General features: G+C 65.0%; 20 protein-coding genes. 7 read left to right on the forward strand and 13 right to left on the reverse strand.

The genetic code is table 11. The annotated features are described in order from the left end of the window. The first annotated feature begins 135 nt into the window (after positions 1 to 135). Positions 136 to 993 (forward strand): RNA polymerase sigma factor RpoH, encoded by an 858-nt coding sequence (rpoH, locus tag GGR36_RS11810; protein ID WP_183634783.1) that lies wholly within the window; start codon positions 136 to 138, stop codon positions 991 to 993. Between the two features lie 60 nt (positions 994 to 1,053). On the opposite strand, the gene GGR36_RS11815 is transcribed toward rpoH, so the two are convergent. The 6 genes from GGR36_RS11815 to GGR36_RS11840 all read right to left on the reverse strand — a co-directional run bounded on the left by GGR36_RS11815 (position 1,054) and on the right by GGR36_RS11840 (position 7,005). Continuing rightward, complete coding sequence (locus tag GGR36_RS11815) at positions 1,054 to 3,123, reverse strand: DUF6600 domain-containing protein (RefSeq protein ID WP_221229525.1); 2,070 nt, start codon at positions 3,121 to 3,123, stop codon at positions 1,054 to 1,056. Between the two features lie 128 nt (positions 3,124 to 3,251). Beyond that, on the reverse strand, positions 3,252 to 3,836 hold the full coding sequence (locus GGR36_RS11820) for an SCO family protein (protein WP_183634785.1): 585 nt from the start codon (positions 3,834 to 3,836) through the stop codon (positions 3,252 to 3,254). Then, a complete protein-coding gene (cyoE, locus tag GGR36_RS11825; protein ID WP_183634786.1) occupies positions 3,836 to 4,732 on the reverse strand; it encodes a heme o synthase in 897 nt (298 codons plus the stop codon). Before cyoE ends, GGR36_RS11820 begins: the two co-directional genes overlap by 1 nt. Beyond that, complete coding sequence (locus GGR36_RS11830) at positions 4,713 to 5,726, reverse strand: COX15/CtaA family protein (RefSeq protein ID WP_183634787.1); 1,014 nt, start codon at positions 5,724 to 5,726, stop codon at positions 4,713 to 4,715. The genes cyoE and GGR36_RS11830 overlap by 20 nt, the downstream gene beginning before the upstream one ends. A gap of 3 nt (positions 5,727 to 5,729) precedes the next feature. Continuing rightward, complete coding sequence (locus GGR36_RS11835) at positions 5,730 to 6,266, reverse strand: SCO family protein (protein ID WP_183634788.1); 537 nt, start codon at positions 6,264 to 6,266, stop codon at positions 5,730 to 5,732. Next, a complete protein-coding gene (locus tag GGR36_RS11840; RefSeq protein ID WP_221229526.1) occupies positions 6,256 to 7,005 on the reverse strand; it encodes an SURF1 family protein in 750 nt (249 codons plus the stop codon). The genes GGR36_RS11835 and GGR36_RS11840 overlap by 11 nt, the downstream gene beginning before the upstream one ends. A gap of 16 nt (positions 7,006 to 7,021) precedes the next feature. On the opposite strand from GGR36_RS11840, the gene GGR36_RS11845 reads away from it, so the two are divergent. Further along, positions 7,022 to 7,216 (forward strand): DUF2909 domain-containing protein, encoded by a 195-nt coding sequence (locus tag GGR36_RS11845; protein ID WP_183634790.1) that lies wholly within the window; start codon positions 7,022 to 7,024, stop codon positions 7,214 to 7,216. A gap of 42 nt (positions 7,217 to 7,258) precedes the next feature. Here GGR36_RS11845 and GGR36_RS11850 read toward each other — a convergent pair whose 3' ends face one another. From GGR36_RS11850 to mpl, 7 genes are all read right to left on the reverse strand, one after another. After that, positions 7,259 to 8,107 carry a cytochrome c oxidase subunit 3 gene (locus tag GGR36_RS11850; protein ID WP_183634791.1) on the reverse strand — a complete coding sequence of 283 codons (849 nt, stop codon included), beginning with the start codon at positions 8,105 to 8,107 and terminating at the stop codon, positions 7,259 to 7,261. 37 nt (positions 8,108 to 8,144) lie between these two features. After that, positions 8,145 to 8,348, reverse strand: a complete 204-nt coding sequence (locus tag GGR36_RS11855; RefSeq protein ID WP_183634792.1) for a DUF2970 domain-containing protein — start codon at positions 8,346 to 8,348, stop codon at positions 8,145 to 8,147. Then, on the reverse strand, positions 8,345 to 8,908 hold the full coding sequence (locus tag GGR36_RS11860) for a cytochrome c oxidase assembly protein (RefSeq protein ID WP_183634793.1): 564 nt from the start codon (positions 8,906 to 8,908) through the stop codon (positions 8,345 to 8,347). Before GGR36_RS11860 ends, GGR36_RS11855 begins: the two co-directional genes overlap by 4 nt. Next, the gene (locus GGR36_RS21655) at positions 8,905 to 9,021 is read right to left on the reverse strand and encodes a cytochrome oxidase small assembly protein (RefSeq protein WP_221229527.1); all 117 of its coding nucleotides are present in this window, start codon (positions 9,019 to 9,021) and stop codon (positions 8,905 to 8,907) included. The genes GGR36_RS11860 and GGR36_RS21655 overlap by 4 nt, the downstream gene beginning before the upstream one ends. 8 nt (positions 9,022 to 9,029) lie before the next feature. Beyond that, entirely contained in the window at positions 9,030 to 10,610 is a 1,581-nt protein-coding gene (gene ctaD / locus GGR36_RS11865; RefSeq protein WP_183634794.1) for a cytochrome c oxidase subunit I, read from the reverse strand. Between the two features lie 31 nt (positions 10,611 to 10,641). Continuing rightward, positions 10,642 to 11,487, reverse strand: coding sequence for a cytochrome c oxidase subunit II (gene coxB / locus GGR36_RS11870; RefSeq protein ID WP_183634795.1), 846 nt, complete (start codon positions 11,485 to 11,487; stop codon positions 10,642 to 10,644). 325 nt (positions 11,488 to 11,812) lie between these two features. Beyond that, a complete protein-coding gene (gene mpl, locus GGR36_RS11875; RefSeq protein WP_183634796.1) occupies positions 11,813 to 13,162 on the reverse strand; it encodes a UDP-N-acetylmuramate:L-alanyl-gamma-D-glutamyl-meso-diaminopimelate ligase in 1,350 nt (449 codons plus the stop codon). An 85-nt stretch (positions 13,163 to 13,247) separates the two neighbouring features. On the opposite strand from mpl, the gene GGR36_RS11880 reads away from it, so the two are divergent. The 5 genes from GGR36_RS11880 (at position 13,248) to accC (ending at position 16,964) form a co-directional block, all read left to right on the forward strand. Next, positions 13,248 to 13,853 (forward strand): hypothetical protein, encoded by a 606-nt coding sequence (locus GGR36_RS11880; RefSeq protein ID WP_183634797.1) that lies wholly within the window; start codon positions 13,248 to 13,250, stop codon positions 13,851 to 13,853. Beyond that, positions 13,843 to 14,409 (forward strand): TlpA family protein disulfide reductase, encoded by a 567-nt coding sequence (locus GGR36_RS11885; protein WP_183634798.1) that lies wholly within the window; start codon positions 13,843 to 13,845, stop codon positions 14,407 to 14,409. Before GGR36_RS11880 ends, GGR36_RS11885 begins: the two co-directional genes overlap by 11 nt. A gap of 131 nt (positions 14,410 to 14,540) precedes the next feature. Beyond that, complete coding sequence (gene aroQ / locus GGR36_RS11890; RefSeq protein WP_183634799.1) at positions 14,541 to 15,032, forward strand: type II 3-dehydroquinate dehydratase; 492 nt, start codon at positions 14,541 to 14,543, stop codon at positions 15,030 to 15,032. A gap of 57 nt (positions 15,033 to 15,089) precedes the next feature. Next, positions 15,090 to 15,554 carry an acetyl-CoA carboxylase biotin carboxyl carrier protein gene (accB, locus tag GGR36_RS11895; RefSeq protein ID WP_183634800.1) on the forward strand — a complete coding sequence of 155 codons (465 nt, stop codon included), beginning with the start codon at positions 15,090 to 15,092 and terminating at the stop codon, positions 15,552 to 15,554. A 63-nt stretch (positions 15,555 to 15,617) separates the two neighbouring features. Further along, positions 15,618 to 16,964, forward strand: a complete 1,347-nt coding sequence (accC, locus tag GGR36_RS11900) for an acetyl-CoA carboxylase biotin carboxylase subunit (protein ID WP_183634801.1) — start codon at positions 15,618 to 15,620, stop codon at positions 16,962 to 16,964. The last annotated feature ends 10 nt before the right edge of the window (positions 16,965 to 16,974 follow it).

A 16,974-nucleotide genomic window follows, 5' to 3' on the forward strand; every position in this document is an offset into this window, starting at 1 on the left:
AAGGAACACCGATCGTGGTGTTCCTTTGAGCATTTGCACGCGCATCGCCCGCCCATCGGGAACCAATCCAGCCATTAGCACTCTCAGTCGTCGAGTGCTAACATTGCATCAAAGCTATCGCTGGAGGTTTTGCAGATGACCGCTTCCCTTTCGTTTCCCGTCCCGTCCGCACTGGGCAGCATCGATCAGTACGTTCAGGCGGCGAACCGCTTTCCGATCCTGACAGAAGCCCAGGAGCTGGCGCTCGCACGCCGCCTGCGCGACGAGCAGGATGTGGAAGCCGCGCGCCAACTGGTGCTCTCGCACCTGCGGCTGGTGGTCTCGATCGCGCGCAACTATCTCGGCTACGGCTTGCCGCACAGCGACCTGATCCAGGAAGGCAACGTCGGCCTGATGAAGGCGGTGAAACGCTACGACCCGGATCGCGGCGTGCGCTTGGTGAGCTTCGCGATCCACTGGATCAAGGCGGAGATCCACGAGTACATCCTGAAGAACTGGCGCCTGGTCAAGATTGCAACCACCAAGGCGCAGCGCAAGCTGTTCTTCAACCTGCGCAGCATGAAGCCGGACAACGGCACGCTGACCACCGGCGAAGTCGCCGAAATGGCGCGCGTGCTGGGCGTCAAGCCGGAAGAAGTGCGCGAGATGGAAACCCGCTTCTCGGGTGGCGATGTCGCGCTTGAACTCGGGCCAGAAGACGAGGACGACCACCGCGTCGCGCCGATCGCCTACCTGACCGATGCGAACGCCGAGCCGACCGCCGTGATCGAAGCGCGTGGCCGCGACCGCCTGCAGAGCGAAGGTCTGGAGACTGCACTGGAAGCACTGGACGAACGCAGCCGCGCAATCATCCGCCGCCGCTGGCTGGCCGACGACGAAAGCGCAACCCTGCAGGAACTGGCCGACGAATACGGTGTTTCGGCCGAGCGCATCCGCCAGATCGAAGCCAAGGCACTGCAAAAGATGAAGGGCGCGCTCGCCGCCTACGTCTGAGCCGCCCAGGCCGTGCCTGCTGCATGAGAAAGGCCCCGCAAGGGGCCTTTTCGTTTCCGGCTACTCGGCCTGCTTGCCGTTGTGGCCGCGGAGGTGATCCTCCGAGCGATCCTTGGTGTCGCGCTCGCGATGCGGCGCGCTCTCGGCCGGCCGGGCTGCCGGCGGAGCGGGCCTTTCGACCCGCACCTCGGGTGCGCGCTGCACCGGCGGCGCGACCGGCGCCGGCATCGCGCGCTCGACCCGCACTTCCGGTTGCCGCGGCGGCATCGGGATGACCGGCGCGCTGTTCGGTCGCGGGATCGCCGACGGCGCCGAGGGCTCGGACCGAATCTGCGGCGCGTGCGGATCGCGCCCGCCATCGAAGGTGCGCGAGCCGCTTTGGCGCTCCGGCGCCACATCCACCCGGCCACGCCAGTTCGGGGACGCCGGGCCGGCGTCGCGAACCGGATCTACCGGCGCTGCCACCGGCGCACTTGGTGTCGCAGGCCTGGCCTCGATGGGCCGCGCCGTCTGCGGCCGTACCTCGCGTTCGACCGGCATTGTCGGTGCAACGGGCGGCCTTGTCGGGCCGGGCACCGGCTGCACAGGCACCATGGGCCCGGGGCGCAGAGAACCATCAGGAGCCCGACGTGACGGATCCAGCGGCACCATCGCGGGTGTTGCCGTACGTGTATCGCTGCCAGCGTCGCTGCGAGCCGGACCGGGCGGTGGTTGAACCGGCGCGCTGCCGGGTCCGCCACGGTTCGGCCACATGTCGCCGTGCGGATCGCGTGCGCCGTTGCCTTGGGCCGGCAATGCCGGCCGCCCGGCAGGCGTCGGCGGCGCCGCGACCACTGGCAACTGGCGGATCATCGGGTCGGGCAGCGAGCCCTGGCTGCCGCGGATCGGGCGTGCGCCGGTGAAATCGTCGCGCGACACAAAGGTCGCCGCGTCGCGCTGCGTTGCATAGCGGTAGTTGTTCGGATAGATCGGCCGGTCGCCATTCGGGCCGCCCGGCGTGCGCGGCGTCGGCCCGTTGATGTTGGTGATGTTCACATTGGTGACGTTCACATGCGTGATGTTCACCCGGCGGTAATAGTCGTCGCTGCAGTGATGCGGCGGACGGTAGGGTTCCCACGGGCCGAGCGGGAACCAGCCCACCACCGGCCCGACCCGCACGCCGACGCCGACACCGATGCCAACATTGCCACCGTAGAACCCGACCAGCGCGGGCGCATACACCGGGCGCGCCACGTACGTGCCGGGGGCCCAGCCCCAGCGGCCATCAACCAGGACCCAGCGACCGTAATGGAAAGGGGCGAAGCCCCAGGGTGCATCGTCCACCCAGGTCCAGCCCCAGGGCGCGATCCAGGCCCAATGGCCGTAACGGTAGGGCGCCCAGCCCGGCGCCACCGCCACCGGGTACCACAGCGGCCCGTACTGCCTGTCCTCTTCCCAGCGCCCATGGCCGTCGAGCGCCTCGATGCCGGTCATTTCGGGGGATACGTAGCGCGACGACGCGAGGCGATCCTGCTCGCGGTCGCGCCGTTCGGACCAGTCGTCGAAACTGCTGCGCACCGCCTCACCCAAGGCCAGCATGCGCGAATCGACGAGATCCAGGTCCACGCGCTGTCCGGCAAGCAAGGTCAGCCTTTCTGCCACGCCATCGATGCGGGCGCGCCCGGCATACACCGTCACCGACACACGACGGGCACCCGGGTCGTGTTCGATCCGGTAGTCACCCGCACGTTGCGCCTCGACGCGCACTTGCGCGGCGCTGAGCACAAGGCGGTCGTCGTCGGGCAGCGTACGCAGGCGCACGCGCAGCACGCCGCGCGGCACTTCGATCGCGATACCCGCATCGTCGATCTGGTTGAAGTTGGCCTGGGAGTCGGCATCGAGGCGCACCGCCGTGCTCCCGACGCGCACTTCAGCGCGACCATTGGCCGAGGTCCACAGCCCGGTGCGGGAGGTGACCGGCGTGTTAAGGCCGATCGGCGCCCAGTCACCACGATCCTCCGTCCAGGCTTCGGTGCGGCCTTCCGCATAGCTGAGCCGACCGACGCGGCCGGGCGGATCCGGTTCCTGTGCCAAAGCGACCTGTGCCGACATCGCCAATGCGAGGACCAAGCCTCCGAAGGCGCGTGCCATCCGCTGCAAGCCCATCCGTGTTTCCTCGCCTTCCTGTGTGCGCTGCCTTCAAGCGGGCAGGTTCAATACCAAGAACGCGGCGCGGCCAGCGGCCGCTGACCGGCACTTTGTAACAGTTGGTGAGGGGCTTACTTGCCGGCCAGCAACTGGCGCAGGTCGTCGGCGATCCGCTGTGGCGTCTCGCCGTGGCGGATGTAGAGGCGCAGGCGGCCCTGGGGGTCGAACGCGTAGGTGCCGGCGGTATGGTCGACGGTGTAGTTACCGCTTTTCACATCGCCCTGCTTCTGCGCAAAGACGCGGAAATCCTTCATCGCGCGTTCGGTCGCGGCAATGTCGCCGCGCAGCCCGATGAACGAGGGGTGGAAGGCCGGCATGTACTCGGAGAGCAACTGCTGCGTGTCGCGCTCGGGGTCGACGGTCACGAACACCACCTGCAGTTTGTCGCCATCGGCACCGAGCAGCTTCACCACCTGTGCCATGGTCGTCAGGTTGGTCGGGCACACATCCGGGCACTGCGTATAGCCGAAGAAGACGGTGACCACCTTGCCCTTGAAGTCCGCCAGCGTGCGCGGCTTGCCATGCTGGTCAGTGAGCGCCAGCGTCTGGGCATAGTCGGCCCCGGTGATGTCGGTGGCGTGGAATTTGGGGGCGTCAGAAACGCCGCAGCCGCCCAGGAAGGCGGCTGCGAGCACCCCAGCGAGAATACGTCGCATCAAAGGTAGTGGTCGATCAGCAAGGCCGCAAAGAGAAGCGAAAGATACAGGATCGAGTAGCGGAAGGTACGACGCGCGAGGGCATCGGAATAGTCACGCCATAAGCGCCAGCCGAAGCGGACGAAGACCGCGCCAAGAATCACCGCCGAAGCGAGGTATAGACGCCCGCTCATCTGCGTCGCGAAGGGCATCAGCGTCACCGCGAAGAGGATCAGCGTGTACAGCAGTACCTGCAGCCGGGTGTACTCGGCGCCGTGCGTGACCGGCAGCATCGGCAAGCCGGCGCGGGCGTATTCCTGCGTGCGGTACAGCGCCAGTGCCCAGAAGTGCGGCGGCGTCCAGGCGAAGATGATCAGGAACAGCAGGCAGGCGTCCGCCGAGACATTGCCGGTGATCGCCGCCCAGCCCAGCACCGGCGGCATCGCACCGGATGCGCCACCGATCACGATGTTCTGCGGCGTGCAGGGTTTGAGCAGCACCGTGTAGACCACCGCGTAACCGACGAAGGTGGCGAGCGTGAGCCACATCGTCAGCGGATTGACAACGTGCCACAGCACGGTCAGGCCGAGTCCGCCGAGCAGGCCGGAGAAGGCCAGCGTCTCGGCCGGTGTGAGCACGCCACGCGGCAGCGGCCGCGCCCGGGTACGCGCCATCACCGCGTCGATCTTCTGCTCGATCAGGCAATTAACCGCCGCCGCCGCGCCAGCCACGCAGGCGATGCCCAGCGTCGCGGCCAGCACAGTCAGCATCGGCGGCAAGCCTTTGGGCACTGCGAGGAACATGCCGATCACCGCGCAGAAAACGATTAGCGCGTTGACGCGTGGCTTGGTCAGCGCGAGGAAAGCGCGGAAGCGGTCGGCCAGCGGCTGGGCGATCTCAAGCGACAGCGTTCTCATGGACTCTCCTCTCGACGACTGCGATCTGCGCCAGCGGGCGCAACACGTAATTGATCCGAAGCGTGAGCAGCAACAGACCCAGCGCACCGGCGTTATGTGCGACCGCCACCGGCAGGGGCAGGCTGAACAGGACGTTGGCAAGACCGAGCCCGATCTGCAGGGCGAGCACGATGCCCAGCGAAACACCGTAGCGGCGGGTCGTCGGTCGCCGCGACAAGACCGCGATCAGCGCCACCAGTACCAGCGTCACGATGATGGCGCCAAGGCGATGCGTCAGATGGATCGCGGTGAGCGCGGCGAGCGAGAGCAGTTCGCCACTCGCCGTCATGCCCAGCTCCCGCACCACATGGAAGGCGTTCGCGAAGTCTGTCTGCGGCCACCAGACACCCTGACAGGTTGGCAGCTCGCCACAGGCCAGCGCCGCATAGTTGGTGCTGGTCCACCCGCCGAGCAGGATCTGCATCGCGACCGCAATCAGGGCAACGCGCGCCAGCGCTACCGCCCCGCCCGGCAGCGCGATCTGCCTCACCCGGGTTTCGCGCATCAGCAGCCAGGCCAACAGCGAAGCGGTGGCAAGCCCGCCAATCAGGTGGCCGGTAACGATGGCGGGTTTGAGCAGCAGCGTGACCGTCCACTTTCCCAACAAGCCCTGGAAGATCACGGTGCCAACCAGCGCCAAGGGCAGCCACGGGATCTCGCCGTGGCGGCGATTTCGCCAGGCCAGCGTCGCAATGGCGAGGATCAGCAATCCCAGCGTCGCCGCGAGATAACGGTGCACCATCTCCTTCCAGGCTTTGGGCATCGACACCGGCCCCTGCGGCGCCTGAGCCGCGGCGGCGGCAATCGCGTCCGCCGCATGATGGGGGCTCAACTGGCCGTAGCAGCCGGGCCAGTCAGGGCAACCCAGGCCGGCGTCGGACAAGCGCACATAGGCGCCCAGCACGATGACGACGCAGGCAAGGATGAAGGCAAAGGTGGCGAGTCTGCGGGTCATCTGTCAGCCGATGCGTGAGTACTTCATGAGCCGCTGCAGATCCTTGATGATCCGCTTCGGTTCGGGTTGCGCCGGGTAGCGGAGCATGCGATTGCCCAGCGGGTCGACCAGTTCGATGCGCCCCTGCGGGGCGGATGCCGCGGCAACGTTGAGCACGCGCAGACCCGGGTGTTCCGACAGCAGCGCGGCGTCCGGCACGCCTGTATCGGTCAGCAGCCAGACGCGCTCGATGCGGTCCATATCCTTGCCCTGTGCAGTGCGTACCTGCCGCATCACCCACAGCGTCTGGCGGCAGGCTTCGTCGCAGCGCGACGGCGCAGCGAGCACCATGACCCAGCGTCCGCGCAGCCCGGAAGGGTCGACCGAGGCGCCCCCGGCATCGCGCAAGACGCCCGGTTGCCACACGGCGGGCTGCAACAGCTCGCCATAGTTGGCGCCGCCCGCTGGCTTCCAGAACCAGAACAAGGCATAGCCGGCGATCACCGGCGCGAGGCATACCGCTGCGATCAACAACAGGGTGCGTCGAGCATCAGGCTTCATCACGGCGTCGGCTCCTCCATGCCCAGTAGATCGTCAGTGCGGCGGCGATGGCTGCAAAGGAAAACCACTGCAGCGCATAGGCACGGTGGCGCTCCGGCCCCTGTGCAGGCGGCGCCCATGCCCGCACCAACCCGTCGTGCAGATCAGTCTCGAGCTCGAGGATGCGCGGATAGACTTTCTGGCCGCCAGCATGGCGCACCAGTTGCGCAAGATCGACATGACTCCACACCGCCTCGCGCGCGTCCCCGCCGGCGAGCGTGAAGCCGCCACCGTCGGCGCGCACCGCGACTCCTTGCAGCTCAACGACACCTGTGGCGAGCGGCGCCTGCGGCAAGCGGGCGCGATCGCCGCCAAGCGGCGCCCAGCCGCGATTGACATACAGCAGCTGGCCATCGGCGAGGCGCAGCGGCGTGAGCAACTGCATGCCGGCACGACCGTTGTAGGTGCGGTTATCGAGCCACGCGGTGCGATCGGCCAACCAGACGCCAGATACCGCAACACGCAGCGCCTCGCGCTGGGCGAGTTCGCCGGCCTGCGGCAGCGGCACGGCCTGCGCGGATTCGGCGGCACCGAAGCGCGCCAGCAAGGCGGCCTTGAACGCCGCACGGTTCAGCTGCCAGTTTCCGAGTGCGATGAACGCCGCGGTCGCGAGTACGCCCAACGCAATCGCGGCGGGGCGTCGCCATCCGTGCGATTGCGTGACAGGCGCGGCCACCTGTGCACTAAACTGCGTCGTCATCGAACCGGAGGAATCCATGCGCTTCGTGGTACTCGTGTTTCTGCTGCTGATTGCTGCCAGTCTGGCTTCTGCGTTTGGCTTCCTGCTCAAGGACCGCGGCGAAGGGCGGCGTACTGCGGTGGCGCTGTCGATTCGCGTCGGCCTGTCGATCACCCTGTTCCTGCTGCTGATGGCGAGCTACCGCTTCGGACTGATCGACGGCAGGCTCTGACGCGAACCGCCGCATCGTGTCAGATGCGGCGCGACGCCAGGCTCACAGCCAATACACCACGACGAACAGGAACAGCCACACGACGTCGACGAAGTGCCAGTACCAGGCCACCGCTTCGAAGGCAAAGTGCCTTTCGGCGGTGAAATGGCCCTTGAGGCAGCGCACCAGAATCACGGTGAGCATCGTCGCGCCGATCGTCACATGCATGCCGTGGAAGCCGGTGAGCATGAAGAAGGTCGAGCCGTAGATGCCGCTCGACAGCTTCAGGTTCATCTCGTGGTAGGCATGGCTGTATTCGTAGGCCTGCAGCCCGAGGAAGATCACCCCGAGCAATACCGTCAGGGCGAGGCCGTTGATGAGCTGGCCGCGCGCGCCCTTGAGCAGGCCCCAGTGCGCCCACGTCAGCGTGGCGCCCGACGTCAGCAGGATCAGCGTATTGATCGCGGGAATGCCCCACGCATGCATTGGCGAGAACGCTTCTTCCACCAGCGGGCCGCCGGACGGCCAGGCACGCTGAAAACCCTCCCACAGCATTGCTGATTTGCCTTCGGAGAGTTCCGGTATCGCCAGCACCCGGACGTAGAACAGCACGCCGAAGAATGCCGCGAAGAACATCACCTCCGAGAAGATGAACCAGCCCATGCTCCAGCGGAAGGACTTGTCCACCTGCTTGCCGTACTTGCCGCCTTCCGATTCGCGGATGACCTGCCCGAACCAGCCGAACAGCATGTAGATCAGCGTCGCGAAGCCCGCCGCGACCATCCATGAGCCCGGCGAGACGCGGTTGAGCCACATCGCTGCACCGCTGCCGATAAGCAGCAGCGCCGCCGACCCAAAGATCGGGAAGTGCGACGGTTCCGGGACGAAATACTTTTCGAACGTGGAGCTCATGCGTGTATCTCCCTGTCGATTCTGTTCAGTGCGGCGTTCAAGACGACGCCGTTACCCAATGCACCACGAATACCAAGCTCAATACGAAAATCACACCCGCTATCAGACCCGCCACAACGACCGCCACCGGGTTGAGCGTCGTCGAATCCTGCTGGTAGTCGCGCCGCTTGCGCACGCCGATGAAGGACCACAGCACGGCACGCAGCGTGGCGACGAAGCTCGCCCGGTCCGGCTCGCTCACCCACGGGCTCCATCTTCATTGGCGGCGCGGGTCGCCCCTTCGATCTCGAAGAACGTGTAGGAGAGCGTCACCGTCTTCACATCCGCAGGCAGCGACGGGTCGACCACGAATACCACGGGCATCACGCGACGTTCTCGCGGCGCCAGCTTCTGCTGCCGGAAACAGAAGCAATCGAGCTTCTTCACATACTGCGCGGCAAAACGCGGGCCGTAGCTGGGGACCGCCTGTCCGACGATCGCGCGATCGGTCGTGTTCTCAAGCACGTAGTTCACGCGCACCAAAGCCCCCGGGTGGATGTCGAGACTCGCGCGTTCCGGCGTGAAGCGCCACGGCACCGCGTGGGCGTTCGCGTCGAATTCCATCGCCACGAGACGTGTGACATCGACCTGCGTGTTGGCGGCCGGCGTGTCGGCGCTCAAGAGCCGATTGACGCCGCTGATTTCGCAGATCGTCTTGTAGAACGGCACCAGCAGGAAGCCGAAGCCGAACATCACGATCGCCGCAATGGTGAGTCTCACCAGCAGGCGGCGATTGTCGAGCGCTCGGGCGGCGACACTCATCCGTGCAGTACCAGCCATTGCTTCAGCAGGGCCGCCACGAAGAATGCGACGGCCACCGCACCGAGCGTCAGCGCGGTGCGCCGATTGTTGCGAAGGGCACTCTTGCGGTCCATGCGCGCAATCACCGGACGACCGGCGGCTCTTCAAACGTGTGGTACGGCGCCGGCGATGGCACGGTCCACTCCAGCCCCTCAGCCCCCTCCCACGGCTTGGCCGCTGCCTTCTCACCGCCGCGGACACACTTGATGACAACGTAGAGCAGGATCAGCTGCGAGAAGCCGAAGCCGAATGCGCCGATCGTCGCCATGGCGTTGAAGTCCGCAAACATCGGGTTGTAATCGGGAATGCGGCGCGGCATGCCTGCCAGCCCGAGGAAGTGCATCGGGAAGAAGGTGATGTTGAAGAAGATGATGGAGCACCAGAAATGCACTTTGCCGAGTCGCTCGTCGTACATGTGACCGGTCCACTTCGGCAGCCAGTAGTAAGCGCCGGAGAACAGCGCGAACAGCGAGCCCGCGACCAGCACATAGTGGAAGTGCGCGACGACGAAGTAGGTGTCCTGGTACTGGATGTCCGCCGGCGCGATGGCGCACATCAGGCCGGTGAAGCCGCCCATCGTGAACACGAACAGGAAGCCGACCGAGAACAGCATCGGCGTCTCGAAGGTCATCGAACCGCGCCACATCGTCGCGATCCAGTTGAACACCTTCACGCCCGTCGGCACGGCAATCAGCATCGTCGCGTACATGAAGAACAGCGTGCCGGTGACCGGCATGCCGGTCGTGAACATGTGGTGCGCCCACACGACAAAGGAAAGGATCGCGATCGAGGCGGTCGCGTACACCATCGACGCGTAGCCAAACAGGGGCTTGCGCGCAAAGGTCGGGATCACCTGCGAGACGATGCCGAAGGCCGGCAGGATCATGATGTAGACCTCGGGGTGCCCGAAGAACCAGAACACATGCTGGTAGAGCACCGGGTCGCCGCCACCGGCCGCGTTGAAGAAGCTGGTGCCGAAATGCCGGTCGGTGAGGATCATCGTGACTGCGCCGGCCAGCACCGGCATCACCGCAATCAGCAGGTAGGCGGTGATCAGCCAGGTCCAGCAGAACAGCGGCATCTTCATCAGCGTCATGCCGGGGGCGCGCATGTTCAGCACCGTCACGACGATGTTGATCGCGCCCATGATCGAGCTGATGCCCATGATGTGGACCGCGAAGATCGCCATGTCCATGCCCATGCCCATCTGGATCGAGAGCGGCGCGTAGAGCGTCCAGCCGGCTGCGGTAGCACCACCGGGCACGAAGAAGGAGCCCACCAGCAGCAGGGCAGCCGGTGGCAGCAGCCAGAAGCTCCAGTTGTTCATGCGCGCGAAGGCCATGTCACTCGCGCCGATCATCAGCGGAATCTGCCAGTTCGCGAAGCCGACGAAGGCCGGCATGATCGCGCCGAAAACCATCACCAGCCCGTGCATGGTGGTGAGCTGGTTGAAGAATTCCGGCTGCACCACCTGCAGGCCCGGCTGGAAGAGCTCGGCACGGATCGTCAGCGCCATCACGCCCCCGGAGAGGAACATGATGAAGCTGAAGATCAGGTACATCGTGCCGATGTCCTTGTGGTTCGTCGTCGTGATCCAGCGCATCAGGCCGCTCGGCTGATGGTGGTCATGTCCATGTTCAAGGCCGTGAGGGACCGCACTCATGCGCTAGCTCCTGTCTCGGAATCGGTGCGTTTCAACCGGCCGTTGCCGGATTGGCGGAGGCCTGCGGCGCAGCGGGTTGCGCCTGCTCGGCCATGCGTTTCTTCTGTGCCGCGACCCACTCGGCATACTTCTCTGCAGATACGACGTGCACTTCGATCGGCATGAAGCCATGCTCCTTGCCGCAAAGTTCGGCGCAATTGCCGCGATACACGCCTTCCTGCTCGGCGCGGAACCAGGTGTCACGGATGAAGCCGGGAATCGCGTCCTGCTTCACGCCGAAGGCCGGCACCCACCAGGAATGGATGACGTCATTCGCGGTGGTCAGGATGCGGATCTTCTTGCCGACCGGCACCACCACCGGGTTGTCGACTTCGAGCAGGTAGTTCGGGCCTTTTGCAGCCGCGCCTTCGATCTGCTCACGCGGCGTCGACATCATCGAAACGAAGCGAACACCCTCGCCCTCGCCCTTGAGGTAGTCGTAACCCCACATCCACTGGTAGCCAGTGGCCTTGATGGTGATGTCGGGGTTCGACGTATCCTTCATCGCGATCACGGTCTTGGTGGCCGGGTAGGCCATGCCGAGGAGAATCAGCACCGGCACCACCGTCCACGCAATCTCGACCGCAGTGTTCTCATGAAAGTGCGCTGCCACCGCGCCCTTCGACTTGCGGTGCTTGAAGACGGACCAGAACATCACGCCGAACACGGCGACAAAGATCACCAGGCAGATCAGCAGCATCAGCATATGCATGCCGTGGATCTGCTCGGCGATGCCGGTCACCGGCGTCTGGAGGTTGTAACGCGCGTCGCTGGCGGACGCGGTGAATGCGACAAAGGTGGTCGCAAAGGGAAGCGCTGCGCGAGTGGTATGCCTCATGGGTCTCCAAAACACCGGATGAGTGCTGCGTCTGACGACAGCGTTGCAGTCCTTGAGCACCCGACGCTGCGATGCCTCACACGACCGCTTGCCGCAACTCCAACTCCCGTGTGGGGGAACGACACCTTTTCCGGAGCGCCCGCCACGTACGGTTTTGATGGTGCCACAGCGTCGCCGCACTCAGCAAGAAATGTTGATGCATATCAATGTGTTGCGTCGCCGCTTATGATGCGTCGCAATATCTGATTGCCCGGGCAAGCACAGCCCTTGCAGCCAAACAAAAAGGGCGCCCGCAGGCGCCCTTCTCTCGTTACGCAGAAAGCGTTCAGCGCTGCGCCAACGCGTCCAGCAACTTCTGATGCACACCGCCGAAACCACCGTTACTCATGACGAGGATGTGATCGCCCGGCTCGGATTCCTGCACTGCCGCATGCACCAATGCGTCGAGTGATTCGTGCGTTTGCGCCTTGTTGCCAAGCGGCAGCAGCGCCTCCGCAGGGCTCCAGCCAAGCTTGTGGGCGTAGCAGAAGACGAAGTCGGCCAGCGCGAGACTGGGCGCGAGCCGGTCTTTCATGGTTCCGAGCTTCATCGTGTTCGAACGGGGTTCGAGCACCGCGAGGATGCGCCCTTGCGGTTGCCGGCGACGCAGACCTTCAATCGTGGTCTGGATCGCAGTCGGATGATGTGCAAAGTCGTCATAGACGGTCACGCCGTTGACCACACCACGCACTTCCATCCTGCGCTTGATGCCCTTGAAGGCGGGCAGCGCGGCGATGGCGTCCAGCGGCCGGACACCGACGTGGCGCGCCGCGGCGATCGCGGCCAACGCGTTGGCGCGGTTGTGGGCGCCGGCGATGGGCACCTCTGCGCTACCCAACTCGGCACCCGCCAGCGCAAAGCGGGCCTCGGCCGCCGAATCACCCTCGTCGGCTGCCCAGCCGGCCGCATCGTTGAACCATTCGATCTCGCTCCAGCAACCGCGCGCGATGACGCGCTTGAGGCTGTCTTCCGCAGCGTTGGCGACGATCCGGCCACCGCGCGGAATGGTCCGCACCAGATGATGAAACTGGGTTTCGATCGCCGCGAGGTCGGGGAAGATGTCGGCGTGGTCGTATTCGAGGTTGTTCAGGATCGCGGTACGCGGCCGGTAATGCACGAACTTCGAACGCTTGTCGCAGAAAGCGGTGTCGTACTCATCCGCCTCGATCACGAAGAACGACGAATCGGTCAGCCGCGCGGAAACGCCGAAATCCTCCGGCACACCACCAACCAGAAACCCGGGATTGAGCCCCGCGGTTTCGAGCAAGTACGTCAGCATCGACGTCGTCGTGGTCTTGCCATGCGTGCCGGCGACCGCCAGCACCCACTTGCCCGGCAGGATCTGTTCGGCGAGCCATTGCGGCCCCGAGGTGTAGGGCAGGCCGCGATCGAGGATCGCCTCCAGCAGCGGATTCCCCCGCGAGACCGCATTGCCGACCACATAGACATCCGCCCCCAGATCGAGCTGCGCGGGGTCGTAGCCTTCGATCAGGCCGATCCCCTGCGCTTCGAGCTGTGTACTCATCGGCGGGTATACATTGGCGTCGCAGCCAGTGACGCGATGGCCGGCGGCACGCGCGAGCAACGCGATACCTCCCATGAAGGTGCCGCAGATCCCGAGAATGTGAATGTGCATCAGAAGCGGCGCGCGGCCGATGGCGGCGCGCGGTGTGGTTAGAATAGGCGCTGATTGTAGCCGACACCTCAAGGCCCCACGTCCGATGCCGCTCCACGACGCCCCGCCTCCCCGCAGTTCGCTTCGCCAGAATGTCGCTGCACTCGCCGCCCGTCTGATGGCCGAGGACGGCATCTCCGACTACGGGCTCGCAAAACGCAAGGCCGCACGCCAGCTCGGGATCACCGATGGCGAAGCGATGCCGAACAATGCCGAGATCGACGCTGCACTGCGCGAGTATCAATCCCTTTACCCGGACGACGAGCACGACGAGCGACTGCAGACGATGCGCGAAACCGCCTGTGAAGTGATGCGCCTGCTCGCCCCATGGCGCCCTGCCTTGACCGGTGCGGTACTGGACGGCAGCGCCAATGGCTTTTCCGAGGTCGAGATCGACGTGTTTGCGGACAGCGCCAAGGAAGTCGAGATCTTCCTGCTGAACGAGGCACTCGAATACGAACACCGCGAGATCCGCCGCCCCGGGCCGGAATCGCCGGAAGCGATACTGGCCTTTGAATGGGACGAAGTGCCGGTCAAGCTCTGCGTATTCGGGCCGCTCGCCGAGCGGATACCGCGCCGCAATGGCTCGGACCGCGCACGCCTGCCCGCCGTCGAAGCACTCTGCGCTACGGATGCCTCACATGAACGCTGATCGCATGCGGCGAGCGGTTTCGGTCGCACTCATCGTGGTGGTCGCCGCGGTGGCGGCATACGCCGGCTGGCGCGCAGGCCAGCATCGCGACGACGCCACCGAGTCCCCAACTGTCGTCACAAATACCGCCGCCGTGGAGCAACTGCTCGCCGCCCACCTGCAGGATCCACAGGGGCAGAACCTTGCCATGAACCAGTGGCGTGGCAAGGTTCTGGTGGTCAACTTCTGGGCCACCTGGTGTCCGCCCTGCCGACGCGAGATGCCCTTGCTCGACGCCGCACAACGCAAATGGGCGGACAAAGGGCTTCAGGTGGTTGGCGTCGGCATCGACGAAGCGGCCGCCATTCGCGACTACGCGAAGGCCAACGCCTTCGCAATGCCCTTGCTGATCGGCGATCCGGCATTGATCTCACTCACCGAACAGTTCGGCAACACCCAGCAAGCCCTGCCGTTTTCGGTCATCATCGGGCGGGACGGCAGGGTCAAGCACACCAAACTCGGCGCGTTCAAGGACGACATGCTGGACCGCATGCTCACCCCCCTGCTCGCCGACTGACTCTCGGGCGGAAACGCCGGCAACAGGCTCGCCATCGCTTGGCCGGGCAAACTGCCCGCGACGCGAACCGAAGCGCCAATTCCTGCCAGGACGGTAGTCATCTTCGTCGAATTCCGGCAAACTTGTCGGATATGGCAACAGCTAAGCGCAAGACCAGTCAGAAGGCCGAAGCACCGCCACAGCGGCGGGTGCTGGTTTTGCACGGGCCCAATCTGAACCTGCTTGGCGCTCGGGAACCCGAGGTCTACGGGCGGACGACCCTGTCCGACATCCACGAGATGCTTTCGGCGCGCGCCCGCGCGGACGGTGTGTTGCTCGAATCCTTCCAGAGCAATCACGAAGGTGAGTTGATCGATCGGGTTCAAGCCGCGCAGAGCGAAGGCGTCGATTTCATCCTGATCAACCCGGCGGGCTACACCCACACCTCGGTCGCACTACGCGACGCGTTCGCCGCAGTGCAGATCCCGTTCATCGAAGTCCATCTTTCCAACATCCACGCCCGCGAGCCGTTCCGGCACCACTCGTATTTTTCGGGAATCGCGGTGGGCGTGATCTGCGGTCTTGGCGCGCAAGGCTACGCCTTGGCGCTCGAATACGCACTCAATCGCATCCGCGAAAACTGAGCCGTCACCGCCTCCCCATAAAACGGGCGGGCCGGCAACCACGTGAGGGAGCAACACATGGATCTGAGAAAACTCAAAAAACTGATCGACCTTGTCCAGGAATCCGGCATCTCGGAACTGGAAGTCACCGAAGGCGAAGAAAAGGTCCGCATCGCCAAACACCTCAACCCGCCAGCCGGGGCTCAGGCGCACTACTACGCCGCGCCACCCGCGCCGGCCAGCGCAGCGCCTGCCGCCCCCGTGGCGGCGGCGAGCGCCGCGGCGCCGGCCGAGGCCGCTCAGCCGGACGGCCATGTCGTCAAATCGCCGATGGTCGGTACGTTCTACCGTACCTCGGCGCCGGGCGCGAAGCCCTTCGTCGAGCTCGGCCAGTCGGTTGCAACAGGCGACACGCTGTGCATCATCGAAGCGATGAAACTGATGAACGAGATCGAATCCGACGCGAGCGGGACGATCAAGGCCATCCTGGTCGAAAACGGTCAACCCGTCGAGTACGGCCAGCCGCTGTTCGTGATCGGCTAAGGGACCGGGCCGTCCAGGCCTGCCCCCCACCCGACCCCTTTCACCTTTCACGGACGATGCCTCATGTTTGAAAAAGTCCTGATTGCCAACCGGGGTGAGATCGCGCTGCGTGTGCTGCGCGCTTGCCGCGAGCTTGGCATCCGCACCGTAGCGGTGCACTCCGAGGCCGATATCTCGGCCAAGTACGTCAAGCTCGCCGATGAGTCGGTCTGTATCGGCCCTGCGGCCTCTGCGCAGAGCTACCTCAACGTGCCTGCGATCATCGCGGCGGCCGAGGTCACCGACGCCGAGGCCATCCACCCCGGCTACGGGTTCCTGTCTGAAAACGCTGATTTCGCAGAGCGTGTCGAGAAATCCGGCTTCGTCTTCATCGGCCCGCGCCCCGACACCATCCGCCTGATGGGCGACAAGGTTTCGGCCAAGCAGGCGATGATCGAAGCGGGCGTGCCTTGCGTGCCCGGCTCCGGCGGCGCGCTGCCGGACGACCCGAAGGAAATCACCAAGATCGCCCGCGCGATCGGCTTCCCGGTCATCATCAAGGCGGCCGGTGGTGGCGGTGGCCGCGGCATGCGCGTGGTGCATACCGAAGGCGCGCTGATCCAGTCGGTGACGATGACCCGTACCGAAGCGCAGGCGGCCTTCAGCAACCCCACGGTCTACATGGAAAAGTATCTGGAAAATCCGCGCCATGTGGAAATCCAGATCCTCGCCGACCAGCACGGCAATGCGATCTACCTCGGCGAGCGCGATTGCTCGATGCAGCGCCGCCACCAGAAGGTGATCGAAGAGGCGCCTGCGCCCGGCATCGACCGCAAACTCATCGAAAAGGTCGGCAAGAGCTGCGTCGACGCGTGCAAGCGCATTGGCTACCGCGGCGCCGGCACCTTCGAGTTCCTGTTCGAAAACGGCGAGTTCTTCTTCATCGAGATGAACACCCGCGTGCAGGTTGAGCATCCGGTCACCGAGATGATCACCGGCATCGATATCGTGCAGGAACAAATTCGCGTCGCGTTTGGCGAGAAGCTGCGCTACACGCAAAAGGATGTGGTGCTGCGCGGTCACGCGATGGAGTGCCGCATCAACGCGGAAGACCCGTTCAAGTTCACGCCGTCTCCCGGCAAGATCACCAACTGGCACACGCCGGGCGGCCCGGGCATTCGCGTCGACTCGCATGTGTACAACGGCTACACGATCCCGCCGAACTACGATTCGATGATCGGCAAGGTGATTTCGTACGGCGACACACGCGAGCAGGCGATCCGCCGGCTGCGCATCGCGCTGTCCGAGATGCTGGTCGAAGGGATCAAGACCAACATTCCGCTGCACCAGGAATTGCTGCACGACGGCAACTTCGTGCGTGGCGGCACCAGCATTCACTATCTCGAAGCGAAGCTGGCGAAGAAGGACTGAGGAAGACGGG

It is taken from the genome of Niveibacterium umoris (assembly GCF_014197015.1).
In the GTDB taxonomy this organism is placed as follows: domain Bacteria; phylum Pseudomonadota; class Gammaproteobacteria; order Burkholderiales; family Rhodocyclaceae; genus Niveibacterium; species Niveibacterium umoris.

Coding starts and splice junctions, on each gene's coding strand:
- GGR36_RS21655 (WP_221229527.1), bottom strand. CDS start 9,021: ATGGACCGCAAGAGTGCCCTTCGCAACAATCGGCGCACCGCGCTGACG.
- GGR36_RS11830 (WP_183634787.1), bottom strand. CDS start 5,726: ATGACCCGCAGACTCGCCACCTTTGCCTTCATCCTTGCCTGCGTCGTC.
- accB (WP_183634800.1), top strand. CDS start 15,090: ATGGATCTGAGAAAACTCAAAAAACTGATCGACCTTGTCCAGGAATCC.
- GGR36_RS11815 (WP_221229525.1), bottom strand. CDS start 3,123: ATGGCACGCGCCTTCGGAGGCTTGGTCCTCGCATTGGCGATGTCGGCA.
- GGR36_RS11845 (WP_183634790.1), top strand. CDS start 7,022: ATGCGCTTCGTGGTACTCGTGTTTCTGCTGCTGATTGCTGCCAGTCTG.
- GGR36_RS11885 (WP_183634798.1), top strand. CDS start 13,843: ATGAACGCTGATCGCATGCGGCGAGCGGTTTCGGTCGCACTCATCGTG.
- aroQ (WP_183634799.1), top strand. CDS start 14,541: ATGGCAACAGCTAAGCGCAAGACCAGTCAGAAGGCCGAAGCACCGCCA.
- GGR36_RS11880 (WP_183634797.1), top strand. CDS start 13,248: ATGCCGCTCCACGACGCCCCGCCTCCCCGCAGTTCGCTTCGCCAGAAT.
- GGR36_RS11820 (WP_183634785.1), bottom strand. CDS start 3,836: ATGCGACGTATTCTCGCTGGGGTGCTCGCAGCCGCCTTCCTGGGCGGC.
- GGR36_RS11860 (WP_183634793.1), bottom strand. CDS start 8,908: ATGAGTGTCGCCGCCCGAGCGCTCGACAATCGCCGCCTGCTGGTGAGA.
- GGR36_RS11840 (WP_221229526.1), bottom strand. CDS start 7,005: ATGACGACGCAGTTTAGTGCACAGGTGGCCGCGCCTGTCACGCAATCG.
- ctaD (WP_183634794.1), bottom strand. CDS start 10,610: ATGAGTGCGGTCCCTCACGGCCTTGAACATGGACATGACCACCATCAG.
- rpoH (WP_183634783.1), top strand. CDS start 136: ATGACCGCTTCCCTTTCGTTTCCCGTCCCGTCCGCACTGGGCAGCATC.
- accC (WP_183634801.1), top strand. CDS start 15,618: ATGTTTGAAAAAGTCCTGATTGCCAACCGGGGTGAGATCGCGCTGCGT.
- GGR36_RS11835 (WP_183634788.1), bottom strand. CDS start 6,266: ATGAAGCCTGATGCTCGACGCACCCTGTTGTTGATCGCAGCGGTATGC.
- mpl (WP_183634796.1), bottom strand. CDS start 13,162: ATGCACATTCACATTCTCGGGATCTGCGGCACCTTCATGGGAGGTATC.
- coxB (WP_183634795.1), bottom strand. CDS start 11,487: ATGAGGCATACCACTCGCGCAGCGCTTCCCTTTGCGACCACCTTTGTC.
- GGR36_RS11850 (WP_183634791.1), bottom strand. CDS start 8,107: ATGAGCTCCACGTTCGAAAAGTATTTCGTCCCGGAACCGTCGCACTTC.
- cyoE (WP_183634786.1), bottom strand. CDS start 4,732: ATGAGAACGCTGTCGCTTGAGATCGCCCAGCCGCTGGCCGACCGCTTC.